This is a genomic window from Metaclostridioides mangenotii (assembly GCF_017873185.1).
GTDB lineage: Bacteria > Bacillota > Clostridia > Peptostreptococcales > Peptostreptococcaceae > Metaclostridioides > Metaclostridioides mangenotii.
In genome coordinates this window covers 752,281-779,159 of sequence record NZ_JAGGJX010000001.1, presented here as the reverse complement: position 1 = coordinate 779,159, position 26,879 = coordinate 752,281, and the positions used below count along the sequence as shown (strand labels likewise).

Sequence of the window (26,879 nt, the reverse complement as noted above, 5' to 3'; positions counted from 1 at the left end):
TAAGGGGAGGATTTAATATGCAAAAGGTTATAATAACTGCGGCTATATGTGGTGCTGAGGTAACAAAGGAGCATAATCCAAATGTACCGTACACTGTAGAAGAAATAGCGAGAGAAGCAAAGTCAGCTTATGATGCCGGAGCAAGTATAATACATCTTCATGTAAGAGAGGATAATGGTGCTCCTACACAAGATAAAAACAGATTTAAAGAGTGTATAGATGCTATAAAAATTGCATGTCCAGATGCCATTATTCAACCTTCAACTGGAGGTGCAGTTGGAATGAGCAATGAAGAAAGAATACAACCTGTAGATCTTTATCCTGAAATGGCAACATTAGATTGCGGAACATGTAACTTTGGTGGAGATGAAATATTTGTAAATACCGAAAATACTATAAAAGAGTTTGGAAAAAGAATGATAGAGTTAAATATTAAGCCAGAGATAGAAGTATTTGACAAGGGTATGGTAGACATGGCTATTAGGCTTAATAAAAAAGGGTTTATTAATGATAATATGCATTTTAACTTTGTTATGGGCGTTAACGGGGGGATAGGTGCAACTTATAGAGATTTAATGTTTATGAGAGAAAGTATACCTCAAAATTCCACGTTTACAGTAAGTGGTATAGGGAGATATCAATTTGACATGATAGCCTTAGGTGTATTAATGGGTGGACATGTAAGAGTTGGTTTTGAAGATAATGTTTATATGAAAAAGGGAGTACCAGCTTCATCTAATGGTGAATTTGTTCGAAAAGCAGCAAATATTGTAAGGGAACTTGGAAGAGAAGTTGCAACGCCGGAAGAAGCTCGTCAAATACTTGGTCTAGAAGCTAAGATATTAAGAACACAAGAAGCTTAGAATACATTGAGGGGGTGTCTAAAATGAATAAAGTTATATCTTTGGAAACACTAAAGGGACTTTTTAAAGATGATATGACTATTATGATAGGCGGATTCTTAGGATGTGGAACAGGAGAAGTCCTTATCGATTCACTTATAGAATCAGATGTGAAAAATTTAACTATAATAGGGAATGACACTTCCTATGTAGATGAAGGGATAGGAAGACTTATTGTTAATAATCAAGTTAAAAAGGTTATAGCTTCTCACATAGGTACAAATTCAGAAACCGGAAGACTGATGAATGAAGGAAAACTAGATGTTGAGCTATCTCCACAAGGAACGCTTATAGAGAGGATAAGAGCAGGTGGATATGGTTTAGGTGGAATATTAACTCCTACAGGAGTAGGCACTATTGTAGAAGAAAATAAACAAATAATAACTATAGATGGAAAAGAATATTTATTAGAACTTCCATTAAGAGCCGATGTTGCTCTTGTAAATGGGAGTTTGGTAGACGAGTTTGGAAATACAGTATATAAAGGTACAACTAAAAATTTCAATCCAATGATAGCTATGGCAAGTGATATAGTAGTAGTCCAAGCTGAAGAATTAGTAAGTGTAGGAAATATAGATAAAGAATTGATAATGACTCCAGGTGTAGTAGTAGATTACATTATAAAGGAGGAAAAATAATGAATCCTAAAGAGGTTATAGCTAGAAGAGTAGCTAAAGAATTAAAAAACAATCAACTAGTAAATTTAGGAATAGGGCTTCCCACATTAACCACAAATTATATAGAAGAAGGTGTAAATTTAACTTTCCAATCAGAAAATGGAATGGTTGGAATGGGTAAAGTTGCGAATGAAGATGAAATTATTCCATATATAACTAATGCAGGTGGTCAATATGTAACTATAAACGATAATGGCGCTTTCTTCGATACATCAGTGTCTTTTGGAATCATAAGAGGAGGACACGTAGATGTAACAGTACTAGGAGCACTAGAAGTAGATCAACATGGAAACTTAGCTAATTGGATAGTACCTGGAAAAATAGTGCCAGGTATGGGTGGGGCTATGGATTTAGTAATTGGTGCTAAAAAAGTTATAGTTGCCATGTTACATACCGCAAAAGGTAAATCTAAAATCCTAAAAAACTGTACTCTTCCATTAACTGCAAAAGGTGTAGTTGATATGATAATAACTGAATTTGCAGTTATGAATGTTACAGAAGAAGGATTAATCTTAACTGAAATAAGTGAAGATATAACGATAGAAGAATTAAAAGAAATGACAGATGCAGATTTAATAATATCTGATAATTTAGTGTATACGAAAGCACAATTAGTATAAAAAGAGGGGGTTAGAAATGAAAGGATGCAAATATGGAACACATAGAGTTATTGGTGAAAATTCACTTCCACAACCAGCAAAAAAAATAAACAACGATATGAATATATATGATAATGAAATCTTAATAGATGTACACGCATTGAATATAGACTCAGCAAGTTTCAACCAAATAGAAGAAGAATGCGATCATGATATAGAAAAGATAAAGTCAAGAATATTAGAGATAGTAGAAGAAAAGGGAAAAATGCAGAATCCGATAACGGGCTCTGGAGGTATGTTAATAGGAACTATAGAGAAAATAGGTCCTGACTTAGTAGATAAAATAGATTTAAAAGTAGGAGACAAGATAGCAACATTAGTATCACTATCATTAACACCGTTAAAAATAGAAGAAATAATAGATATAAAAGCCGATATAGACAGAGTTGAAATTAAGGGAAAAGCAATTTTATTTGAGAGTGGAATTTATGCTAAGTTACCAACAGATATGGAAGAAAACTTAGCATTAGCGGCACTTGATGTTGCTGGAGCACCTGCGCAGACACAAAAATTAGTTAAAGAAGGAGATAGTGTTTTAATACTTGGAGCTGCTGGAAAATCTGGAATGCTTTGCTGTTATGAAGCTAGAAAAAAAGCAGGTGAAAGTGGAAGAGTAATTGCTCTTGTTATAGATGACGAACAAGCGACATTCTTAAAGGAAAATAATCTTGTAGATTCAGTAATAGCTGTAGATGCTAAAAATCCTACAGAAGTTCTTAAAAAAGTATTAGAGGTAAATGACGGTAAAGAGGTTGATTTAGCGATAAACTGTGTAAATGTTCAAAATACAGAAATGAGTACAATATTGCCAGTTAGAAATGGTGGAGTAGTATACTTTTTCTCTATGGCAACAGTATTCACAAAAGCAGCTCTAGGAGCTGAGGGTGTAGGGAAAGATGTAGATATGATAATAGGAAACGGGTACACTAAGGGGCATGCAGATGTCACGTTAACTGCTTTGAGAGAAAGTGCGACATTAAGAAAAATATTTAAGAATTTATATATATAACTAGGGAGGATATAAGTTATGGAAAGAAAAATATTTACAAATGTTAGCAATGAATTATGGAATGATTGGAATTGGCAAGTAAAAAATAGAATAACTACAGTTGAAGAATTAAAAAAATATATTCCACTTACAGAGCATGAAGAGCAAGGTGTTAAGGAATGTCTTAAAACTTTGAGAATGAGTATAACACCGTACTACTTATCATTAATTGATCCAACAAACCCTAATGATCCTGTTAGAAAACAAGCAATACCAACATCAGATGAGTTGAAAGTATCAGATGCTGACTTAGATGATCCGCTTCATGAAGATGGAGACTCACCTGTTCCAGGCCTTACACATAGATATCCAGATAGAGCTTTGCTTTTAATAACAGATCAATGTGCGATGTACTGTAGACATTGTACTAGAAGAAGATTCGCAGGACAAAATGATGGAGCACAACCAGTTGATAGAATAGACAAGGCTATAGAATATATAAGAAATACACCTGCTATAAGGGATGTATTATTATCAGGTGGGGATGCACTTTTAATGAGTGATGATAGACTTGAATACATTATAAGGAAGTTAAGAGAAATACCACATGTTGAAATTGTGAGAATTGGAAGTCGAGTTCCTGTTGTTATGCCACAAAGAATAACTGACAATTTAGTAAATATGTTGAAAAAATATCACCCTGTATGGTTAAATACACATTTTAATCATCCCAAGGAAATAACACCTGAGGCTATAGAGGCTTGTACTAAAATGGTAAATGCAGGTATACCTCTGGGTAACCAAAGTGTTCTACTAAGAGGAGTAAATGACTGTATGCATGTAATGATGAAGTTAGTAAATGACTTGGCAAATATAAGAGTTAGACCATACTATATATATCAATGTGACTTATCTAATGGAATAGAGCACTTTAGAACACCAGTAGCCAAAGGCATAGAAATTATGGAAGGCCTAAGAGGCCATACATCAGGATATTGCATCCCAACATTCGTAGTAGATGCACCAGGTGGTGGTGGTAAGACTCCAGTTATGCCTAATTATGTAATATCTCAAAGTTATGATAAAGTTATCCTTAGAAATTTCGAGGGAGTGATTACTACTTATACAGAGCCAAGTAATTACAGTCATACATGTGAGTGTGAAGTCTGTAAAGGTGAAAAAGTAGTCGAAAAGGTAGGGGTAGCAGGACTTATAAATAATCAAAGAAGTGTACTTGAGCCAGTTGGATTAGAAAGAAAGAAAAGAGAACTTAGTGCTCAATTAGGATAAAATAATTTTTAAAGTACCTGAGATTTATTATAAAAATTATAATTTTGGGTCGCATATTGATGTTTATTTCTTAAAATTGCAGTTCAAAGATTTAACAAAGATATTATAAACTCGCATGAGTTTATAATATCTTTGAACAATAAATGTACGCCGATTATAAAAATCAATTTTAGTTTTAAGGATATGATTATGAACATATTAGATGAAATACTAAGATATAATAGTCTATCTATTATAGGTAACTACAAAAATGTGGGCAAAACTACTACTTTAAACTATATTTTAAAAGAATGCTTAAATAAAAATATAGTGTTAGGACTTACATCGATAGGTGTAGATGGAGAAAGTTTAGATGTTGTTACTAAAACTCAAAAGCCTAGTATATATGTAAACAAAGAAACTATAATAGCTACAGCTACAAACTTAGCTTTAAGCAGTGATATAACTAAAGAGATTTTAGAGTTAACAGGCATAACGACACCCATGGGAAATATAGTTATATTTAGGTCTTTAAGTGATGGATATGTTGAGCTTGCAGGACCATCTATAAATACTCAAATAAAGTACATATGTGAAAGGTTAAAATATTATGGAGCAGACCTGAGTATGGTTGATGGAGCTTTATCAAGAAAAACATTAGGTTCGCCATCTATTACAGATTCTACAATATTTTGTAGTGGAGCTGTAATTGATAAAGACATAAATAAAGCAGTTGAAAAAATAGTATACGAAGCTAATATTTTAAATCTCGCTAAAATTAATGACGAAAGATTTTATAAAATCTATGAAAATTTAAAAACATATAAGGTAAGTTTAGTAGATAAAGACTATTCATTTAAATTTATAGATATAAAGACTACTTTAAATTCTTCAAAAGAAATTATAAAGAGAGTAGACAAAAATACTAAATATGTAGTTGTAAATGGTATAGTAAGCAATGAATTTATAAACAACTTTATAAAAAGTGGCAATGAATATAAAAATATTACTATATTGGTTAGTGATAGCACAAAGATATTCTTAGATAAAGAAATATTTGATAAGTTTATAAAGCTTAAAGGGGATATAAAAGTAATAAACAAGATAAATTTAATAGGATTAAGTATAAATCCAACATCAATAGAAGGGTATAGCTTTGATAATAAGTATTTTACAGAGAGTATACAGAACAAAACAGACATAAAAGTGTTTAATGTTGCTAATATATAAAAATAAGTTTTTATAAGCAAGAAGGTGATTATATATCAAATCATTTATAATGAATGAAGTAAATACGATAACACCATATGGTGGGAAAGAAAAAGCTAATATAAAAATATATAAAAAAGAAAATAGTAAGAAGCTTACAAAGGAGCTTAATTATATAGAAAAAATAATTAATGGATTAAATGAAAATAAAGCTGTTTATAACGATATAGAGTATGCATTTTGTAAAACTAAAAATATAAAAAATACTATAGAGAGATTAAAAAATAATAGTGTATTAGATGAACTAGAATTATTTGAAATAAAAAATTTTGCTATAAATACTAACGAGATAATTAGTAACTACCAAAAATTAAACATAACTATAGATTATATAAATTTTAAAGATCTAGAAGAAGTTGTTAAGTTATTAGATCCAGACGAACTTAATTTAGCCACATTCCAAATATATAATTCCTATAGTAAAAAATTATCTTCCATTAGGAAAAATAAGCTAAATATAGAAAAAAAGATTTTTATTGAAACAAATCCAGATAGAATAGAAACATTTAAAAAAGAAAGATTAAATATTGTTTTAAATGAAGAAAAAGAAGAATTAAAAATTAGAAAATATTTAAGTGAAAAACTATTTAACTATATAAATAATATTGATGAAAATATGAAATCTATAGGTAAATTGGATTTGCTTATTGCCAAGGCAAACTTAGCAATTAAGTACAATGCAGTAAAGCCTACTATAAATAATGAAAATAGGATTTGCTTTGAAAATCTTGTAGATCCAAATCTTAAAGAAATTTTAAATTCGCAGAATAAAGAATACATTCCAATTAGTATAGATATAGATAATAAAATTACTATAATAAGTGGTGCTAATATGGGCGGTAAGAGTGTAAGTATGAAAACAATAGCCCTTAATCTATATTTATTCCAATGTGGTTTTTATGTATTTGCTGAGGAGGCTAATTTATGTGTATTAGACTTTATATATTTAATAAGTGATGACATGCAAGATATAAATAAAGGACTAAGCACATTTGGAGCTGAAATTATAAAATTAAAAGAAATAATAAAACTTATGAAGGTAAGAGACGGATTTGTAGCTCTAGATGAGTTCGCCAGGGGTACAAACCCAGTAGAAGGAAGAATGCTTTTAAAAGCCATATGTGAATATTTTAAAAATTATAATTCTATCAGTTTAATATCTACACATTTAGATGATATAAATATAGATGATGCTACGTATTATCAAGTGATAGGTCTTAAGAATGTAGACTTTAATGGACTAAAACGTCAAATAGATTTGAAGGTTGGGATGGGTCTAAATGAGAACTCAAATGGAATAAAATTACTTCAAGAATATATGGATTATAGACTAGAAAAAGTTAGTAAAGAAACTAAAGTTCCAAAGGATGCTTTAAATGTATGTAAGTTATTAGGACTAGATAATGAGATTATAGAAATAGCTGCAAACTGGATAATAAAGCTTGAGGAGGATTAATATGAGTAAACTAAATTTAGATTACAAAATAGTAGAAAAAGTTCGTAAATCAGCACGCAATATAGTATTAGATACACAAGAGTTTATAAATAAAAACACCACAGTATCAGTTGAAAGAACAATACTAAGATTACTTGGTGTAGATGGTGTAGATGAATTTGGAGTGCCTCTACCAAATATTGTAGTTGATAGCATTAAAAACTCAAATGATGGATCTTTAGGAATGGGTGTTGCCTATTACATAGGTAATGCAATGATAAACACAGGTCTTACTCCACAAGAAATAGCAGAGAAGGTATTAAATGGAGATTTAGATTTATGCAACATTAAAGAACATGATGTTTTTGATGTTAAGCTTAAGATAAATGATATAGCTAAAAAAAGTGTAGAACAAATAAAAGTTAACAGAAATAAAAGAGAAGAATATTTAAATGAATTTGGTGATAAGAAAGGCCCGTATCTATATTTAATAGTTGCAACTGGAAACATATATGAAGATATAACACAAGCAGTTGCGGCAGCTAAACAAGGTGCAGATATTATAGCTGTTATAAGAACAACGGGTCAAAGCTTACTTGATTTTGTACCATATGGTGCTACCACTGAAGGTTTTGGTGGGACTTATGCAACAGGTGAAAATTTCAGACTTATGAGAGAAGCACTAGATGAAGTTGGAGTTGAGCTAGGAAGATATATTAGACTTTGTAACTACTGTTCTGGTTTATGTATGCCAGAAATAGCAGCTCTTGGCGCACAAAATAGACTTGATGTTATGTTAAATGACGCTTTATATGGAATATTATTTAGAGATATAAACATGAAGAGAACTATGATAGACCAATTTTTTTCAAGAATAATAAATGGATTTGCAGGGGTTATAATAAATACAGGTGAAGATAACTACTTAACAACAGCAGATGCAGTAGAAGAAGCGCATACCGTTCTTGTATCTCAATTTATAAATGAACAATTCGCACTTGTTGCAGGACTTCCAGAAGAACAGATGGGGCTTGGACATGCTTTTGAAATAAGTCCAGACGTTGAAAATGGTTTCTTATATGAATTAGCCCAGGCTCAGATGGCTAGAGAAATATTCCCTAAGGCACCTCTAAAATATATGCCTCCTACTAAGTTTATGACTGGTGATATATTTAAAGGTCAAGTACAAGATGCTTTATTTAATATGGTAACTATAATGACAAACCAAAAGCTACACTTACTAGGGATGCTTACAGAAGCTATACATACACCATTTATATCAGATAGAGCAATTTCAATAGATAACGCTCAATATATATTCAATACTATGAAAGATATTGGAGAAGAAATAGAATTTAAAAAAGATGGATTAATGTGTAACAGAGCTGATGAAGTTTTGAATAATGCATATGATTTAATATCTGAAATAGAAAAAGATGGATTATTTAAAACTATAGAAAAAGGTAAGTTTGCAGGTATAAAAAGACCGATAGATGGTGGAAAAGGACTTGATGGAGTTGTTATGAAAGATAGTGTATACTTCAACCCATTTATAGATTTAATGTTAGGAGGTAAATGCTAATGAGTGGATCATATTCTTTGGAAAATAAGGAATACGACAAAAATCTTGATTTAAAAAATGTTAAACCTTATGGTGATACATTAAATGATGCTAAAGTACAAGTTAGCTTTACATTACCAATAAAAGACGATGAAAAAGGTATAGAAGCTGCAAAACTTACTGTTATGAATATGGGACTAGGTGATATAAATGTAGCTCATCATAAAGCACTTGACAAGGAATTTACTTTCTATGTTGTATATGGAAGCTTAGAAAAGGGTGTTAATTACGAGGATATTCATGTAGAAGTAGCGCAAGAAGATACTATGGACAAGAAAGAAATAGAAAATTACATAAAAGAAAATATAAAAAGGGATGTAGTGATAGTAGGAGCAAGTACTGGAACTGATGCGCATACAGTTGGAATAGATGCAATAATGAATATGAAAGGATATGCAGGTAATTATGGTTTAGAAAGATATGAAGGAATAGAAGCGTACAACCTGGGTAGTCAAGTTACTAACGAAGAATTTATAAAAAAAGCAGTTGAACTTGAAGCTGACGTGTTGTTAGTTTCTCAAACTGTAACTCAAAAAAACATTCATATAGAAAACCTAACAAATCTAGTAGAATTGCTAGAAGCCGAGGGTTTGCGTGATAAAGTTATACTTCTTTGTGGTGGCCCAAGAATAAGTCATGAACTTGCAAAAGAACTAGGTTATGATGCAGGGTTCGGAGCAGGTAAATTTGCACAGGATGTTGGAAGCTTCTTTGTAACTGAATTAGTTAATAGAAATTTGGCATATACAGAATAAAGTTCATAGCCTAATTGAAAGATCATCATACTGCAACATCTAGCTAAAATAGTTAAACTTAGTAAAATTGAGTATATAAAAATATATTATATCAGGAGGCCTCATTCCATGAGAGTTTTGATTGGATTTTTTAAGTTTTCACCAGTATTTGTACTGGCAGGTTTAATGATTTCAGGTATGAATTGTTTAATTGCAGCTCCAATTGCTACGGTATATGCGTTTATTGTAGCAACAATAACAGATAAATTGAAATTTGATGAATTAGTTGATTGCGCAGTTGACAATGTAAAACATTTAAATTTAGTTTTCTTTATATTGATGCTCGCTTACGCTATGGCAGAGATATTCATGGCAACTGGAGTTGGTGCGGCTATAGTTAACATTGCACTTTCTTTAGGCGTTACAGGTAGATCAGTGGCAATTGTTGCATTTGCAGTTACATGCACACTTTCTGTAGCTACTGGAACTTCATGGGGAACTTTTGCTGCATGTGCACCAATATTCTTATGGTTAAACCATATGGTTGATGGCAATATATTACTGACAACTGCATCAATAGCAGGTGGTGCTTGTTTTGGCGATAATATAGGTCTTATATCAGATACAACAGTTGTAAGTTCTGGGATACATAATGTTGAAGTAGTAGATAGAGTAAAGTCACAAGGACCTTGGTCTGTAGTATGTCTAGTAATTGCAGCAATTCTTATATATATAATAGGCATACATATGGGATTACCAACAGAGGCTGCAGATGCTTCATTAGCGATAGAAAAGATTCCTACACAAGTAATGGTCGATTTAAAGGCACAAAGGCCATCAGCGGTAGATCTATTAAATCAAGTAAAAACTGGAGTACCATATTATATGGCGATACCATTAGTACTTGTTTTAATCGTAGCGTTTAAAGGATTACCTACGTTATTATGTCTATCTGTGGGTATAATTTCATCATATATACTTGGTATTTTTGCTGGGACAGTTGAATCATTAAATAGCTTTTTAGCTTTAATAATGACAGGGTTTGAGGGAGCAGGTTCTTGGGTTATAGTCATGATGATGTGGGTTGGAGCATTCGGGGGAGTAATGTCTAAGATGAAAGCTTTTGAACCTTTATCAATCTTAATATTAAAAATTGTTAGAAATGTTAGGCAATTAATGTTTATGAATGGTCTATTATGTTTAGCAGGGAATGCAGCTCTTGCAGATGAAATGGCACAAATTGTCACAGTAGGACCTATAACTAAAGAATTAGTTGAGAAAAATGTAGAAGGTAGTAAGGAAGATATATACACATTACGATTAAGAAATTCCACATTTGCTAGTTCTCTTGGGGTATTTGGCTCTCAATTGATACCATGGCATGTTTATATAGGTTTTTATATTGGTATACTTACAGCAGTATATCCGCTTTATCAATTTAAACCTTTTGATATAATACAATACAATGTAATGGCATTTGTTACAGTAGGATCGATACTTATACTAACATTAACTGGATTAGATAGATTTATTCCTAAGTTTGGTTTACCTAGAGAGCCAGATGTAAAGTTAAAGAAAAAAGAAGTGGAAGAATACGCATCAGACAAGTAGATCAATGTAAAAATAATTAACAATTTGAAGTGAGATCCTAAAGTAGGGCTTAATTGAATAAATCTTAATTTTTGTGAATCTCCGATTTAGTATATATAAAGATATATTATTTCGGAGATTTTTCATTAGTTGAAACTAAAGAAATGAGAAGATTATGAAACTTATTGATATGGTTAGATATAGATAGATTAGGACATTATTTAGTTCAGAGAGGAATATGACAGAATTATAAAAAATTAGTACCATTAGCCTTTCAAATGAATAGTAATAATTATATATAGTAAAAGTGATAAGTTTTATACGTATCACTTTTTAAGTATGCGTTTATTTAAATTTGGAGGATAATATTATGAAAAAATTTATTAACGATATTTATACCAAGATATCAGAAAACAAATCGAGTCAATTTCCTTTCAAAATCGAAGTCATTGCTGAAAATTTATATGTACCCTGGGCTATAGATATAAGCGATGAAGGCAATCTATATTTTACTGAGCGTTCTGGTACAATTAGAGTTATTAAAGATGGTAAACTTAATCCACAACCACTCATAACACTTAGTGCGCCCTTTGTAAATCAAGGTGAAGGAGGTTTGATGGGTATTGCTCTAGACCCAAATTTTTCGCAAAATAAATATATATATGTTATGCATTCATATGCAGAAGGCAATCAGATTTTTAACAGAGTTGTCAGATTAGTAGAAAAAGAAAACATGGCATATATAGACCGAGTTCTTCTGGATAAAATCCCTGGAGGACAATTTCATAATGGCGGAAGAATAAAGATAGGGCCCGATCAGAATTTATATATAACAACAGGAGATTCAGGTATTTCTGCATTAGCACAAGATCCCACAAGTAAAGCCGGAAAAATACTACGAATACAATTAAACGGAAGCATCCCTGAAGATAATCCGATTATTAATTCACCTATTTATAGCTTAGGTCATAGAAATCCCCAAGGCTTAGCATGGAATTCAAAAAATGTATTATATGAATCAGAGCATGGCCAGTCAGCACATGATGAGATAAACATAATACATCCAGGTGCTAATTATGGTTGGCCTCTAGTTCAAGGGGATGAAGAATCCACGGAAGTTACGGTTCAAAAGCCTTTGATACACAGTGGAGAAGATACATGGGCACCTTCTGGAATTGCCTTCGTAAATCAAGGACCATGGCAGGGAAAATTACTAGTTGCTAATTTGAGAGGACAGCAACTACTAGTTATCTCGCTAAATGATAAAGGAACAGCAGTGAAGAATGTAGAATTTTGGCTAAAGAATGAGTTTGGTCGTTTACGTGAGGTTATACAGAGTAAGGATGGATCAATTTATATAACAACAAGTAATAGAGATGGAAGAGGTAATCCTGATATAAAAGATGATAAAATTATACGCCTAATTCCGAAATAAATTAAGGACTTCTTCTAAATAGTATGAGTAAATCCCATTCATGAAGATATAAAAGGTACAAAGATTCTAATACGCTAACTAGAGCATGCCATTTATTCATTTTATTACTCCCTTGTTAATTGTACTTGATAATAGATTTTCAGATTTCTATGAAATATAAATAAGGTAATGATGAGTCTCTTTAAATTCAGTAAGATTATATTTTAAAGAAAAAAGTATGACTGCATTAGTTATTGCACAATATAACAAATGAGCGTTCAGTAAATAGTTTGCTGTTTGGAAAGAACCAAATTTAGTAGCTACTGTAACTTAGATAAGCATCCAAAATTAAAATAATCTAAAGAGGTGATTTTATGTATCCAATTTATGAGCCAATTGGTACAAAAGAAGAATGTAAAGAGGTAAATATAGGTTTCCCTCCTCAACAACAAGAGTTACCAGGATTTGAGTATAAAATGTGCCCTAGACCTATATCCGATAATACTGACTACATTGGAAGCGGCAAACTCAAGGATAAGGTAGCAATAATAACTGGTGGTGATAGCGGTATAGGTAGAGCAGTAGCTTATGCATTCGTTAAAGAAGGTGCACACGTTGCCATATCGTATTTAGATGAGCATATTGATGCTAACGAAACAAAGGCAGCTATAGAAAACTCTGGTGGTAAATGTATATTAATACCCGGTGATTTAAGATATCCTTCTACCTCTAAAGAAGTAGTCGAGAAGACACTAAACACCTTTGGTAAAATAGATATACTAATAAATAACCAAGGAATGCAAGTATATCAGGAAAGTATACTAGATATAAGTATAGAACAATTAACAAAAACTTTTGAGACAAATGTTTTTGGATATTTCTATCTTACTCAAGCAGTTCTTCCTCATCTAAAAAAAGGTGCTACTATAGTTAATACAACATCTATAACTAGTTATGAGGGAAATGCTAACATGATTGACTATAGTGCTACAAATGGTGCTAGAACATCATTTACTAGATCTCTAGCTCTATCATTAGTAGATAAAGGTATACGAGTTAATGGAGTTGCCCCTGGACCTATTTGGACTCCTCTTCAACCCTCATCACAACCGCTAGATGAGATAGTGATATTTGGATCAGCTTCTCCTATGGGTAGAGCTGGTCAGCCATTTGAGGTTGCGACTAGTTATGTATTTTTGGCATCTGATGATTCTAGCTATATGACTGGTCAAGTACTTCATCCTAATGGAGGTACAATAGTAACTGGGTAACATTATTAATAGAGAGCTAAAGATAGAGCAGTGTATATTTAAATTGCTCCTATTTTTAGTTCTTTATATTTATTCAAATATTATATTCTTATAATATAGAGTTATTCCATACATTTTCTGTAGAATATTATCAATCTTATTCCAATTATTACACATTTTTTATAAACAACAATTAAATAAATATAAAAATTTTAGTTTCTATTTCTAAAATCAATGTATAAAAACATTATCAATGACAATATTAAAAATAAGAATAGAGAAGAAATGGATATCTTATTGTTTTTACATTCGTAATACAGTTAGTAATCAAATTTAATTATTTAGAATAAGAGATTTACATTTTTATGAATAATCCTAGGAGAGGTGATATGTGTGAGTTCTATATGGAGAAGTGAAGTTCCCAGGGATAAGTTGGTGATAACAAAAAAGAAGATAAAAAATCATACCAAAGCAGATGTTGTGGTTATTGGTGGCGGTATGGCTGGGATTTTAACTGCATATCTTCTTCAACAGAGTGGCGTGAACGTTATCGTAATTGAAGCAAATAAAGTTGGTTCAGGGCAAACAGAAAATACTACTGCAAAGATAACTGCATTACATGGTCTAAAATATAATAAACTCCTAAATAAAATGGGAGAGGAAAATGCAAATAAATATTATCAGGCTAATTCAAAAGCAATTCAACAGTATAGATCTATAATTGAAGAAAATAATATAATTTGTGATTTTGAGGAGAAAGATAGTTATGTATATAGTAGAAATAATATAGAAAATATTGAGAATGAACTAAATGCGATCGATGCTTTAAAGATTCCAGCTGATTTTGTTAAGGACACGAAGTTACCATTTTCAATAAAAGGTGCTATAAGATTTCGTCATCAAGCTCAATTTCATCCTTTGAAGTTTTTAAATTCTATAAGTGAGTCATTAACAATATATGAGGATACAAGAGTTATTTCTGTAGAAGAGAATATAGGCGATAATAATAATAATAAATTAAAGATTTTTACAGAAGATGGGACTATTTATTCTGATTGGTGCGTTGTGGCAACTCATTTTCCGTTTATAAAATTCCCTGGACTTTACTTTACAAGAATGTATCAAGAGCGCTCATATGTGGTAGCATATGATAAAGCACCGGATGTAAGTGGTATGTATATTGGCGATAGTATAAGTGATTATTCTTTTAGAAATTATAATGGACATTTAATAATGGCTGGAGGAAATCATAGAGCGGGTGATCCTTTATCAAGCAATAGTTATCAAATAATAAGAAAAGCAGCTAAAGAGTTTTATCCTAAAAGTCTAGAAAAATACCATTGGTCAGCCCAAGATTGTATGACTCTCGATTCTATACCATATATAGGTTGTTATTCTTCTTCTTTAGAAAATGTTTTAGTTGCTACAGGATTCGAAAAATGGGGTATGTCGACCTCTATGGTCGCTGCAAATATATTAAAAGATAAAATAATTGGTAGAGAAAATGAATTTTCAGATACCTTTTCTCCACAAAGATTTGATATGTCTGCAGTATCTAGCAATTTAATGAAAAATACCATAGAAGCAGTGAAAGGAATCTCTAAAGAAGGTTTATCAATACCTTTAAAAGAGGTAGAGGATATACAAAAAGGACAAGCAAAAAGAATCCTGTACAATGGCAAAAAAATAGGTGCATATCGAGATGACAATGATAAGATTCACTTAGTATCTACAAAATGTACACATTTGGGATGTCAATTAGAATGGAACCCGAATGAATTAACTTGGGATTGTCCATGTCATGGTTCAAGATTTAACTATAAGGGAAATCTATTAAATAATCCTGCTATGGAGGATGTATGTATTGATGGCATAATTGAGAAAAATTAGCTTAATATATTTGCTGCTTAATATATCTTAATTTAAGTAAGATATGTGAAATATTAAAATATCAGTTATATTAGACTTCTAAATGAAAAATATTAGAGAATTTACCATATTCTTTTTTAAATATTACACAATAATTGAAAGGCAGTACTTGCAATGCTTTGAGGTTTGGGGTGCTTAGTAGATGGTTTTCTAAAGCCATCAACACCCCATCCGCCAATTGCTGCAATTATTTTTAAACTAGGTTTTTCGGCTTTTAAATTGATCATTTGTCTTAAAAAGTTTGGTGTAGGTACAAGAAGGGTACCATCAGGTCTTATTTCAACAAAAGCATAGATAGCCACATCCAGTAACTGTGCATCTAGATTTGTAGGATTTCCAAATACATACTGTGCTACAATTCTGTCTAAATCAGGACAATCAAGTTCTTCATTTATAACATTGTACAAATCAGATATTTGAGGTCTGTTGACATTTTTCTTCTTACTGTAACTGCTTAGCGTTTCTTTAGCTATGCTCTTTATATTTTTATTTTCATCGTAGTCATGGTTTTTGTAGTTATCGTCGTAAAAATTTGAAACATCCTCTTCTATTTTTAAATCCTTATCTAAATCATGGCATGAATCCATATCTTTATTATCTTGTATTTTGTTTTTTTGATCTTTATTATCTTTGTTATCTTTAACTTTATTATCTTTAACCTTATCATCTTTATCTTTTGAAATTTTATTGTCAAAGAAATTCTCTTTGTATGCTGAAGCGTTGGCGCTATCATGAGGAACAAAGCATAAATACCAATCCATAGATGAATATTTTTTGCTACAATTTTTTAGACTGTTTTTTAAATCCTTATATTTTTTCGGATGGGGAAGAATAACTGGCTGCCCTGGAAACCAATTCCGAGGTATGACGTGAGTACAAATAGGTATTAATTTTCAATGACTTTTAATTCAACGTATAGGTCAAAATTATCGTTTCTTTGATCAGGTCTTTTATAATATATTGCTTCTTTGATAACGGATTTTAATAAATTATTTTTTTCTTTAGCTGAATCAGTAATAGGATATAATTCTAAAACTTTTCTTATTCCGGCCACAATCTGCTTATCATCTTTCATAACTGTTTTCATTCTAGCGTTTATTTCATCAATGCTTTTATTTAGAGTCTCAGTTCTGGACTGTATAATTTGAGTTCTTTCTAAAAAAGTGTCATCGCCATAAATGCCTCTTTCAAGTAAGTCGAAGAGTTTATTTTTTTGCCTTCCTAGTTCTTCAAGTTCTTTTTTAAGTTCATTAAGTGCCTTTTCATTTATATCTTTCTCAGAATATGTTTTTATACTTGCGATATCGGAATTAGCTATTTTAATTTCATAGTTATTTAAATATTCTACAAGTGAGTCAAGGAGAGCTTTCTCAACATATTCAAATCTAGCGCCTTTGTTTCCACATCTACCTCTACATGTCATGTGTCTTATTCCTCGACCGAGGTGAGAAAACATTACTTTTCCACAAATTTTACACTTCAGAACTCCAGCAAGCGGATTACTTAGTTTATTAGTGTGATTTGTATGAGTATGCGACTCCCTTATTTTTCTAGCTTTTTCCCAGATTTCTTCTGTAATTATTGCAGGATGTTTGCCTTTTGAAACTATTACATTTTTATCATCATTTTTAATTCGGACAGAATTTCCATTCTCGTTCATTTGTTTTGTAGTTATATTTTTTTGCCATTCCAAAACTCCTGTATAAATTCTATTTTGTACTATATTTCGTATCGAAGAAACAGACCAATTATCACTTTTGTAAGCAGGTAAATGTCTATTATTTAAATATCTAGCTATTTTTGTGTACCCCATATCTCCGTTAATATATAAATCGAAGATCAGTTTTACGGTTTCAGCCTGTTCATTAGGTTCTAATGTCCTTTCCTTTTTACTTATATTTACGATATTATAACCGAATGGAGCATCGGTATAAATGTAGTTTCCCTCCTCGATACTTTTTATACGACCTCTCTGCATACGTCTATTTATAAGTTTAAGCTCCTTACGTGCCATAAAAGCTTCAAACTCAGAATATTCTTCGTCAAACTCATCCATTAAATCATAGGTCTTTCTTGGAGTTATAATTTTTGTTCCGCTATCCTTAAAAGTTTCTAGAATAACTCCTTGATCTTTCATATCACCACGGCCAAGACGATCTATATCCATAACTAAAACAGCATCATATTTTTTTGCTTCTACTTCTTTTAAAAGATCAAGCATCTTTGGTCTATGCAGAATAGATTCACCCGATACAATTTCTTCTTTTATTTCAACTACATTTAAATTGGTTTCTCTAGCTAATTTTAAAAGTGTAGATTTATGTCTATTCAACGTCTCGAATTCGCCGCTTTTTTCGGCTTCTAAGTCTGCACGAGACTTACGCAAGTATATTGCTACATTCATATGTATTCCCCCTTAAAACCTATCTATAGTAATTATATTAATATGAACATTTTGTTATCACTTATGCTTAATTGATATCCATCTTAGAGAACTTAAGTACGAGAATTATATAATGAAAAATGGCACTTAGACGATACAGTCTTGTTGTATTGTGCAAATATTTATTTGAAAAATGTTATGAGAAGGTGGAGGAATAAAATATTGGATCAATTTAGTAGAAAATTAATAAAATAAATATTGTAAGCTTCTTTTGACTTTGAATAATTTTCACTCAAAGTTTATAGCTTTACAAACAAAAATAAAAATAAGATTGAATAAGTTTAATCAATCTGTCTTAGGAAGGATTGTAAAATGCATAGACAAACTCCTTGCGAACACAAATTCACAAGAACTCGCAATATACAGATAGCGTATAGAAAAAACGAGCAGATTATTAAATACTATGATTTGTATATCTGCAATTTTTGTTGTTATTCGTATGAAATAATCACGAATGAAAAAAATATAATAATTAAATAGTTTATAGAAGGTGCTTTTACTTTCACTAAGCACCTTCTAATCTAAAATAATAAAGTAGATATAATTGATAGTTAATTTTCAATATCAGGGGAGTGTGTCAGCCAAGATAGGCCAAGATTTCATAATGGACATGCTCGAACGACAGATAAAACGAGATATTTTGAACAGTCAATTAAGTATTTATATGGAAAGAGACACTATTTCGAGGGATTAATTAAAGTAAGTATAGTCATTTATTTAAAAATACCTAAGAAACCGAGCTCTGAAAGACAAACTAAAAAGGATATAGACAATATGGTTAAGGTGTACTGCCTCGCATGTAGACTTTAGTACTAGGTGCAACTTCTGAAGTTTGCGAAATAGTTTTTCCTCCCTTAAACAGAATATAAGGAAATAACTAATGAGGACTATACTAAGTATTCTTTTTTTATTGCATAATATCAAGTTCGATTTAATATATTGTAATAACATCATTAGATAAATCTAAAAAATATAAACTATAAAAATTATTCTGTTAACACTAAAAAGCATCTTTAATATATGAGGTGTTTTTTAGTATTAAATTTAATAATTGTATATAATATGTAACACAGGATTATTGATTCACATCGTATTTATCCTTACATTTTGCATTATGTATTATATATTCATGAAAAAGCACCGTTTTATGTGGTGTTTTTTTATTGCAAATTATGGGGTAGATAATCTTCCCTTATATAAATTATAAAGTTCGGAGGTATTTGAATATATATTCAGAGAAAGTAAGCACTATTGTAACTTTAATATGCACAGCTCTAACGTGGATGTTAGGCACATGGGATATAGCTATAACAGTACTTTTAATGTTTATAGTACTAGATTATGCGTTAGGGCTAATAAAAGGTAAAGTCCATAAGAGGTTAAAAAAATGGGTTTATTGGTTTAGCGAAGGAGAGTGCAATATTTATAGTATTAATAGTAGCGTGGTATGCTTAATCACTTAATAGGTAATGGCACATGGGTGTTTAGAACTTGTATGGTTATGGAGGATTAGATATTATAGATATGTTCAATTTATTTAGATAGGTTTTTAAGAAAGTAAGCTATATGATATCGACACTTTTTTGCATTAAATTTCATTAACAAAAAGGAATCTCATCTTTAATGTAGAATATTATCAAAAATTATTCTAATAATGGTGGTGGAATGTTATGAAAAAATTGGCGAACTTAAGTAAAAGATTTAAAAGTATTAAATACGACTTATGGGGATACAGTAAGATGAAGGAATTTTTCATTGAAAGTGCAATAAAAGCTATAAAAAGAGGAGAAAATAGAGTATACATAACTTTTGAACCTTATCATCCTATTAATGATTCAGAAATATTTCATAGAGATGTGAATGGTTATATTATATTTAAGTATCCTTTTCGTTTAAATGGATCTCTTGTAAATAAAGAGGTGGTTATGGACGTTATGAAAAATTGGTTAATGTCTGAAGGATTAGTTGTATTAGATGATGTAGAACATTTAAAAGTGGAGCTATAATTGTTAATTTTATAATTAATGGAATGTATATATTTAATAAGTGAATAGAATAATCTAAAAAACTCCATAGATCATAATAAAATAACATACCATATTAATAAACGTAAATAAGAGGGCATGTTACCTTACTATTATTTTCCTAAAACATTTATAGGAATGAATTAAAAATTTACTTTGTTACTTATAAGTAAAAAGCTTAAAGAAAGTAGTCCTTTTATTAGAGCTAATATAAAAAGGTTTAATAGTATGGGACTTATTTTTTTCATTGAAGCAGTAGTTCAAGCAATTTATAGTTCAATATTTACTCCTAATGAAGGTTTAGCTCAAATACTTGGACTTAATATAACTATAGAGCTAGTAACATTGGCAATTTTTTCTATAACATTCTTTTTAATAGCAGATGTATTTGAAAAAGCAGTAAAAATAAAAGAAGATAATGACTTGACTATATAGAATAGGATCGATAATATGCCGATTATAGTTAATTTAGATGTAATGATGGCAAAAAGAAAAATCTCTCTTAAAGATCAAGCAGATAAAATAGAACTTACAAATGCAAATTTATCAATATTAAAAACAGGTAAGGAAAAGCTATAAGTAAAGAAAAAGAGTCAGACCAGATCAGGTAACTGAGTTTGTAGGTAATGACTTAAAGAAACATATAATTTAGTTTTAAAATGGTTAAAAGATAAGAAATAAATATAAATATGTATAAGGGTAGCTTAATTGCTACCCTTATTTTTTATGTAAGTAAGATACATTATAAATTGAATAACTCGTTAAAATTCAAAGTTAAATAATTCTTTAATCGGAGTATCTAAAACTTTTGATATTCTAACGGCTAATTCAAGTGAAGGATTATATTTAGCATTCTCTAAACGTGCGACAGTTTCTCTTCTAACATTTACTTTATCAGCTAATTCTTGTTGAGTTAATTTTTTAAGTTGGCGATATTTTTTTAAATTACTTATAAACTTCGTCATTTCCATGTGGCTGAGTTGTAAATTATAACTTTAAGCAAACTTATAGAGATATTAATATAATGTACTATACTATAAATAAGTTTTTATATTGTTAAATGTCATATTTCGTAACAATTAGGTATAAGATTCATAATATAATATTGTGAGGAGCTTTAAATATCTCACAAACAAATTTAAAGGAGATAGATATATTATGGGCTGTCATAGAAGAGACCATTGCGATAGAGATAGAGATAGAGACAGAGACAGAGACAGAGACAGAGATTGTTTCGATAGAGATAGAGACAGAGATAGAGACAGAGACAGAGATTGTTTCGATAGAGATAGAGATAGAGACAGAAGAAGATGTCATAACAATTGGAATAGTTGGAATAGATGTCATTGTTCAAACAGATGTAATAATTGGCATTGGTGTATTAAATGTAGTGGTAGAGATAGAGATAGAGATAGAGATAGAGACAGAGATTGTTTCGATAGAGATAGAGATCGCTGCGATAGAGACCACTGCAGATGTCACTGCTGGTAGTTATTAATAGGGTAGCAATTAAGCTACCCTATTTTTGTGATTTATTTTATATTTGAAATTTTTATAAGTATATAATTATATAAGTTTGCATTATTTAATTCATCAGATATTATACTGAAAATAATACGCCTATCATATTTATTGAATACTGCTATGGAATAGGATTCGGTTAAATGTATTCATACATAATAAACCACCTAAGTATTTTTATATAAATATATGGCTAATTAACGTTATGTATACTTTAATAAAAATGAAGCTTATAATTACCAACCTTTGTCTATACTAATCACAGGATGGAGATAATATGATATATTCGATAAAAAGGAATTAAACCAATGCTAAAAGCGGGTTGTTAGAGTTAGTGGTTATAAAATAGAAAAATGTGAAAGTGGGTAGCGTAAGCCGCACACTTTCACATTAATAAACCAGAATATTTAATACGTTCATTGTTGATTATCTAATTTTTTTATAATTGAGTTATCAATTTCACTTTTTTCTATTTTTTTATTACTAGAGACAATTTGGCGTTTCTCTTCCCATTGGATTAAATAATACTGATTTTGTTCTAATTTACTTTTAGTAGAGAGAATTAGTTTTCTAGGTTTAGCATCCTTGTTATATACTGTAGCCTCATATTCGTAGTAACCTTCAGTAAATTTTGGTTCAGATACAATTTTTACATAATAATCTATTGTTGAATAAATCCCATTATTTGAAAACAACGCGTACCAACCTCCAAAAATCACAATTGTAATTATTATAGCTATTATACTTAAAAAACGTTTCATAATTTATCACCACCTCGACATTATTATAAATTATGATTAATAATATATCTATCGATATAACTAACATAATACTAACAATATTGTAAGTTTTTAATTTGTAATATTTCTTGACGATGAGAGGAATAGGTCTTGTTTACTAAGAGCTGTCTCATATAAATCCTAAAGATAATCATGTGTATATCCAACTGCGTTTAGATGATATGTGAAGTGATGTACCCATGTCGTACCTGGAAACCAATTTGCTGGAGTGAATACGTCTTTATCATCTGATGTCTGAAGAGCATCTACTATTCTAAGTATTTCTGGTATATTTCTTCCCGTAGAAACAGGGTAGTATAAAATTGTTCTTAAAATTTGGTTGCAGTCGATTATAAACACAGATCTTAAGCAGTAAGTTTCTGTAGGTTTAGAAATCATTCCATAGGTTCTAGATATTCTAAGATCTCTATCTTCTATAATAGAGAAAGGAATTTCTACACCAGTAATCATAAAAATATTGTACATCCACGCTAAATGAGAATTGTTACTGTCATTATTAATAGCAAGAAGTTCTGTATTTCTATCTGCAAATTCCTTGTGGTACTTTGTAAATTCTAAAAATTCTGTTGTACAAACTGGTGAAAAATCGCTTGGATGAGAAAATAGTACAACCCACTTTCCTTGAAAGTCTGATAGCCTAATAGGACCATTAGTAGAATTAGCCGTGAAGTCAGGAGCTTTGGATCCTAGGTTTGGCAGATTTGGCATGTAAATCCCCCCTTATATATATCGTCTACCCTATACTATTAAAGAAATTTTATTAATGTTACGGCTAAAAATTAATATATTAAAAAATATTGACTTTTTTTTAGATAATTTGCAATAAGAATTGCTATTTTACAACATTTTTGGTATAGTTATGTATAACGATAAATGTCAGAATTATGAAAAGCATGGGGGGATTAGGTTGAAAAAAATATCAAAAATATTTGTTAAGTCAGCATTAATATGTTTTTCCGTGACTTTCGCTCTTATATTAATTAACTCAATAATGGGGGTACATGTAGGCCTAGATTACTATTTCATGGCTGCTTGCGTATTTACAATGTTTTTAACTATAGGTACAGTGCTATGTAACTCTAGAAGAATATTTGCAAAACACAAGAAGGTTGTTAGAAGAAGTAGACCAGTGGCGTCACCTCAAAGAAGTACAGCGGGAGTGGCAAGAAGAAAAATATCATAATCTATGTATACACTTTAGTGTGGTGTGACATTATAAGTATAAAGTAAAAACACAAAAGTAAATGTGTTTTTATTTTTTTTTCCAATATTATGCTATAATAAAAAATAGGGATGAATTTGAGTTAAAAATAAATATTTGTAAGCGGAGAGGTTAAATAATGAACTTGAAAGAGTTATTTGAAAAAGCTATGGATTTTATTGAGACCCACAGTAAATCGATAGTAAGAATTTCAGTATCTATATTGGGATTGATAGCTTTACTCATCGTGTTACTACTTAATAATAATTCAGGTGTGAGAAATGAAGCGACTACTTTAGTCAATAATATTGAAAATAGGCAGTATTCGATTGCACTAGATTATTATAACAATTTAGAGAAAAAGTTCTCTAAATCTAAGATGAATAGATTTAATAAGGTTGTTTCCAAGAAGATAAACAAATTGCTTATAACTAGCGGAGATAAATATATACAGGGGCAGATATCCAAAGAACAGTTTATAAACTTAGTAAATACAATAAACTCATTAGATAAGGTTGAAATAAAACTGGATGATATAATAGACCAGGCAAGCAGAGTTAGCGACGTATACGAAAAAGAAAAAATCGATTATGATATGGCGATATCGTATATCAATTCTGTTTCGATCTTAAAAAATGTGGGTAAAGAAATTGATAAATACAAAAAAAATATAGAGACTTTCCATGAGTCTAGAGAAGTGTACAAAAATGGAGTAGAAAATCAAAAGACATACAACTATGTTGAAGCCATTGAAGAGTACGAGAAGGTCTTAAAGGAAGATAAGAAAACTTATGACTTAGCTCAAAAAGCGAAGAAAGAATGTATAGATGAGATGTACGATTACTACATTAAAAAATCAAAAGAAACAAATATTTCTGGAGACTATGAAGGGGCTCTTGAATATATTGAATATCTAAAAACATATTACCCAGATGATACCGATGTTCAAACTTTAGAGAAAGAATACCAAAAGAATTTATCCTTGTATACGTTAACTAATGAAGATATTTTAAATATCGTTTCAAAAGAGAGTAAAATTGAGAAGAACAAGTTATCTATAACTTCTCTTCCTCAAATGATTAACGATAATAAATATTACTATGTGGAAGTATATGAGGGGGATGAACTTATCAATGAAGCATTAATTAGCGCCCAAACTAAAAATCTTTATTCATATAAATACGGTAAAAAGGACTACAATATTCCTTATGGAAAAGGATATTTTATGATTGAGGAGAATGGAAACTTTAAGTTCAGCATTAAAGAGGACGATGCAATTATACTGTTAAAAAATAGTTTAAATGAAAATAAAAATGAATACAAAAAAGTTGAAATTGTAGACCAAAATAAAGCTAATAGATATATTGACAGTGATAAAAAGATTGAAGGTATTTTGGGAGATAAAGAAAACATATACTATCTTGCTGTAGCTAACCAGGGATTCTTTAAAAAGAAAGAGATTTATGCAATTAATATTTATACAAAGCAGGTATACTCTGTTACTAATGGAAAGCTTAGTAAGTATTAAGGCAGCAATTTGGGATTGTTAGATAATATGTGCTTTAAATATAGATTTGGAAAATAAATTGGGGTAAGGAGATATTATGTAATGGAAGGTAAGAAAAAAATAGCAGCTATAACTACAGCTGTCATAGGGGTTATATTAATTGTATTTTTAGTCATTATGTCGCTAAATATAAGTAACGATAAGGTTGTTAAAAACACTTATATAGGTAATGTAGAGATAGGTGGATTAACTAAAGAACAAGCTAAACAAGAAATTCAAAAAAACTATAAGTTCCAAGATATTAAATTAGAATACGATGGAAAAGAGTGGTACATTGCACCAAGTCAAATAGACATAGATTTCGATTTAAATAAAACAGTTGAAAATGCTTTTAATTCGAATAGAAAAGACGGCTATTTCACTAATTTAAAAAATACTATATCATATTGTTTTGGAAGTAAGAATACTGTATTAGCAGTAATAAGTTATGATGAAACTAAACTTAAAAACGAGATGAATGCTATTTCTAAAGATATAAATAGAGAAGTAGAAAATGCAACTATAAATGTGAATGAACAAGTAACAGTAGTTCCAGAAAAAAATGGTAGAAAACTAGACATTGATAAGAGTATAAAAACTCTTAAAGCTCAAGTAGGAAAAGGAAAGTTCGAAGATAAGTTAGCAGTAAATGAAGAGCAGGCTAAGGTTAAAAAAGAAGATTTAAAAGACATTAACACAACTTTATCTTCTTACTCTACGACTTTTTCTACTGGCCAAGTAAATAGAAGTTACAATATAGCTATAGCATCTAAGAGTTTAAATAATATAGTGCTAAAGCCAGGTGAAGAATTTTCGTTCAATAAGACGACAGGAAAAAGAATTAAATCAAATGGATATAAAAGTGCTCCTGTTATAGAAAACGGAGAAATGCAACTCGATTACGGCGGCGGAGTTTGTCAGGTATCTTCGACACTTTATAACTCGGTGCTTTTATCAGGACTTGATATAGTACATGTAAAAAATCATACTATTCCATCAAGTTATGTTATTAAGGGAAGAGATGCAACCGTTGCAGATAGTGGAATAGATTTACTATTCAAAAATAGTTTTGATCATCCAGTTTTTATAAAGAGTCATGTTGATGGGAATACTCTTTACACTGAAATATACGGAAATAAAGCAGATATGAAAGATGTTGAAATAACAACGAGTGTAGATGGAGTTTCACCTACTGGATACAAGAGAGTTAACGATCCAAGCATGCCTGCTGGTAAAGAGAAAATAGATAAAAATGGAAGAAATGCCTACTCTGTTTCTACGTATAGAATATTTAAGGATAAAGATGGAAAAGTTATAAAGAAAGAAAAAGTAGCATCTTCATACTATCCTAAAAAAGAAGGAGTTATCTTAGTAGGGACAGCGAAAGCTCCTGAAAATGCTGACAACAATACAAATGAAGGTGAATCTAATACGCCAAATCCACCATCTGGCGGAGGATCAAGTTCAGGTGGATCAGGATCAGGTGGAAGTTCAGCCGGATCTGGGTCAGGATCAGGTGTATCAGATGGATCAGGTTCTGAATCTGGAGGATCTGGCGGAGGTACACCAGAGCCACCAGCAGAAGGACAATAGATATAAATTTTGAC

The 26,879-nt window shown here is 30.6% G+C and carries 26 protein-coding genes and 1 pseudogene; 22 read left to right on the top strand and 5 right to left on the bottom strand.

The window, feature by feature from the left end; genetic code table 11:
* The first annotated feature begins 17 nt into the window (after window positions 1–17).
* The 13 genes from kce to J2Z43_RS03665 all read left to right on the top strand — a co-directional run bounded on the left by kce (window position 18) and on the right by J2Z43_RS03665 (window position 15,698).
* Window positions 18–863 carry a 3-keto-5-aminohexanoate cleavage enzyme gene (gene kce / locus J2Z43_RS03725; protein WP_209455906.1) on the top strand — a complete coding sequence of 282 codons (846 nt, stop codon included), beginning with the start codon at window positions 18–20 and terminating at the stop codon, window positions 861–863.
* Window positions 864–886: 23 nt separating this feature from the next.
* Complete coding sequence (atoD, locus tag J2Z43_RS03720; RefSeq protein WP_027701785.1) at window positions 887–1,540, top strand: acetate CoA-transferase subunit alpha; 654 nt, start codon at window positions 887–889, stop codon at window positions 1,538–1,540.
* Entirely contained in the window at window positions 1,540–2,199 is a 660-nt protein-coding gene (locus J2Z43_RS03715) for a 3-oxoacid CoA-transferase subunit B (RefSeq protein WP_209455905.1), read from the top strand. The genes atoD and J2Z43_RS03715 overlap by 1 nt, the downstream gene beginning before the upstream one ends.
* Before the next feature lie 16 nt (window positions 2,200–2,215).
* Window positions 2,216–3,247: an L-erythro-3,5-diaminohexanoate dehydrogenase gene (gene kdd, locus J2Z43_RS03710; protein WP_209455904.1), complete on the top strand. Its 1,032-nt coding sequence runs from the start codon at window positions 2,216–2,218 to the stop codon at window positions 3,245–3,247.
* 18 nt (window positions 3,248–3,265) lie between these two features.
* Window positions 3,266–4,516 (top strand): lysine 2,3-aminomutase, encoded by a 1,251-nt coding sequence (kamA, locus tag J2Z43_RS03705; RefSeq protein WP_209455903.1) that lies wholly within the window; start codon window positions 3,266–3,268, stop codon window positions 4,514–4,516.
* 189 nt (window positions 4,517–4,705) lie between these two features.
* Window positions 4,706–5,725 carry a lysine 5,6-aminomutase reactivase subunit KamB gene (gene kamB, locus J2Z43_RS03700; RefSeq protein WP_209455902.1) on the top strand — a complete coding sequence of 340 codons (1,020 nt, stop codon included), beginning with the start codon at window positions 4,706–4,708 and terminating at the stop codon, window positions 5,723–5,725.
* Between the two features lie 49 nt (window positions 5,726–5,774).
* Window positions 5,775–7,220, top strand: coding sequence for a lysine 5,6-aminomutase reactivase ATPase KamC (kamC, locus tag J2Z43_RS03695; protein ID WP_209455901.1), 1,446 nt, complete (start codon window positions 5,775–5,777; stop codon window positions 7,218–7,220).
* Window position 7,221: 1 nt separating this feature from the next.
* A complete protein-coding gene (gene kamD / locus J2Z43_RS03690; RefSeq protein ID WP_209455900.1) occupies window positions 7,222–8,781 on the top strand; it encodes a lysine 5,6-aminomutase subunit alpha in 1,560 nt (519 codons plus the stop codon).
* Entirely contained in the window at window positions 8,781–9,575 is a 795-nt protein-coding gene (kamE, locus tag J2Z43_RS03685; protein ID WP_330617442.1) for a lysine 5,6-aminomutase subunit beta, read from the top strand. Before kamD ends, kamE begins: the two co-directional genes overlap by 1 nt.
* A 108-nt stretch (window positions 9,576–9,683) precedes the next feature.
* Window positions 9,684–11,165, top strand: coding sequence for a Na+/H+ antiporter NhaC family protein (locus J2Z43_RS03680; protein WP_209455898.1), 1,482 nt, complete (start codon window positions 9,684–9,686; stop codon window positions 11,163–11,165).
* 349 nt (window positions 11,166–11,514) lie between these two features.
* Complete coding sequence (locus J2Z43_RS03675; protein ID WP_209455897.1) at window positions 11,515–12,579, top strand: PQQ-dependent sugar dehydrogenase; 1,065 nt, start codon at window positions 11,515–11,517, stop codon at window positions 12,577–12,579.
* Between the two features lie 353 nt (window positions 12,580–12,932).
* The gene (locus J2Z43_RS03670) at window positions 12,933–13,829 is read left to right on the top strand and encodes an SDR family oxidoreductase (RefSeq protein ID WP_209455896.1); all 897 of its coding nucleotides are present in this window, start codon (window positions 12,933–12,935) and stop codon (window positions 13,827–13,829) included.
* A 372-nt stretch (window positions 13,830–14,201) separates the two neighbouring features.
* Window positions 14,202–15,698, top strand: a complete 1,497-nt coding sequence (locus J2Z43_RS03665; RefSeq protein ID WP_327786917.1) for an FAD-dependent oxidoreductase — start codon at window positions 14,202–14,204, stop codon at window positions 15,696–15,698.
* Between the two features lie 116 nt (window positions 15,699–15,814).
* Here J2Z43_RS03665 and J2Z43_RS03660 read toward each other — a convergent pair whose 3' ends face one another.
* Together J2Z43_RS03660 and J2Z43_RS03655 are read right to left on the bottom strand one after the other, a co-directional pair.
* On the bottom strand, window positions 15,815–16,498 hold the full coding sequence (locus J2Z43_RS03660) for a hypothetical protein (protein WP_209455895.1): 684 nt from the start codon (window positions 16,496–16,498) through the stop codon (window positions 15,815–15,817).
* Window positions 16,499–16,623: 125 nt separating this feature from the next.
* Entirely contained in the window at window positions 16,624–18,141 is a 1,518-nt protein-coding gene (locus J2Z43_RS03655; protein ID WP_209455894.1) for a recombinase family protein, read from the bottom strand.
* Window positions 18,142–18,741: 600 nt separating this feature from the next.
* Here J2Z43_RS03655 and J2Z43_RS15420 point away from each other — a divergent pair.
* From J2Z43_RS15420 to J2Z43_RS03630, 5 genes and pseudogenes are all read left to right on the top strand, one after another.
* Window positions 18,742–18,990: a RusA family crossover junction endodeoxyribonuclease gene (locus tag J2Z43_RS15420; protein WP_209456370.1), complete on the top strand. Its 249-nt coding sequence runs from the start codon at window positions 18,742–18,744 to the stop codon at window positions 18,988–18,990.
* 473 nt (window positions 18,991–19,463) lie between these two features.
* Window positions 19,464–19,643: a phage holin family protein gene (locus J2Z43_RS15415; protein ID WP_408631520.1), complete on the top strand. Its 180-nt coding sequence runs from the start codon at window positions 19,464–19,466 to the stop codon at window positions 19,641–19,643.
* Between the two features lie 207 nt (window positions 19,644–19,850).
* Window positions 19,851–20,186, top strand: coding sequence for a hypothetical protein (locus J2Z43_RS03640; protein WP_209455892.1), 336 nt, complete (start codon window positions 19,851–19,853; stop codon window positions 20,184–20,186).
* A gap of 174 nt (window positions 20,187–20,360) precedes the next feature.
* Entirely contained in the window at window positions 20,361–20,639 is a 279-nt protein-coding gene (locus J2Z43_RS03635) for a DUF2975 domain-containing protein (RefSeq protein WP_209455891.1), read from the top strand.
* 15 nt (window positions 20,640–20,654) lie between these two features.
* Window positions 20,655–20,777: pseudogene (locus J2Z43_RS03630) on the top strand (helix-turn-helix domain-containing protein); the annotation flags it as partial.
* Window positions 20,778–20,965: 188 nt separating this feature from the next.
* Here the strand turns inward: J2Z43_RS03630 and J2Z43_RS03625 are convergent.
* On the bottom strand, window positions 20,966–21,169 hold the full coding sequence (locus J2Z43_RS03625) for a helix-turn-helix transcriptional regulator (RefSeq protein WP_209455889.1): 204 nt from the start codon (window positions 21,167–21,169) through the stop codon (window positions 20,966–20,968).
* Window positions 21,170–21,362: 193 nt separating this feature from the next.
* Between J2Z43_RS03625 and J2Z43_RS03620 the strand changes: the two genes are divergently transcribed.
* On the top strand, window positions 21,363–21,695 hold the full coding sequence (locus J2Z43_RS03620) for a hypothetical protein (protein WP_209455888.1): 333 nt from the start codon (window positions 21,363–21,365) through the stop codon (window positions 21,693–21,695).
* 446 nt (window positions 21,696–22,141) lie between these two features.
* On the opposite strand, the gene J2Z43_RS03615 is transcribed toward J2Z43_RS03620, so the two are convergent.
* Together J2Z43_RS03615 and J2Z43_RS03610 are read right to left on the bottom strand one after the other, a co-directional pair.
* Window positions 22,142–22,486: a DUF1093 domain-containing protein gene (locus tag J2Z43_RS03615; RefSeq protein ID WP_209455887.1), complete on the bottom strand. Its 345-nt coding sequence runs from the start codon at window positions 22,484–22,486 to the stop codon at window positions 22,142–22,144.
* A 159-nt stretch (window positions 22,487–22,645) separates the two neighbouring features.
* Window positions 22,646–23,233 carry a peroxiredoxin gene (locus tag J2Z43_RS03610; protein ID WP_209455886.1) on the bottom strand — a complete coding sequence of 196 codons (588 nt, stop codon included), beginning with the start codon at window positions 23,231–23,233 and terminating at the stop codon, window positions 22,646–22,648.
* A gap of 199 nt (window positions 23,234–23,432) precedes the next feature.
* Between J2Z43_RS03610 and J2Z43_RS03605 the strand changes: the two genes are divergently transcribed.
* The 3 genes from J2Z43_RS03605 (at window position 23,433) to J2Z43_RS03595 (ending at window position 26,865) form a co-directional block, all read left to right on the top strand.
* Window positions 23,433–23,708, top strand: a complete 276-nt coding sequence (locus J2Z43_RS03605; RefSeq protein WP_234925955.1) for a hypothetical protein — start codon at window positions 23,433–23,435, stop codon at window positions 23,706–23,708.
* Between the two features lie 157 nt (window positions 23,709–23,865).
* Complete coding sequence (locus J2Z43_RS03600) at window positions 23,866–25,254, top strand: UbiD family decarboxylase (protein WP_209455884.1); 1,389 nt, start codon at window positions 23,866–23,868, stop codon at window positions 25,252–25,254.
* Between the two features lie 81 nt (window positions 25,255–25,335).
* A complete protein-coding gene (locus tag J2Z43_RS03595) occupies window positions 25,336–26,865 on the top strand; it encodes a VanW family protein (protein WP_209455883.1) in 1,530 nt (509 codons plus the stop codon).
* Window positions 26,866–26,879: the final 14 nt, after the last annotated feature.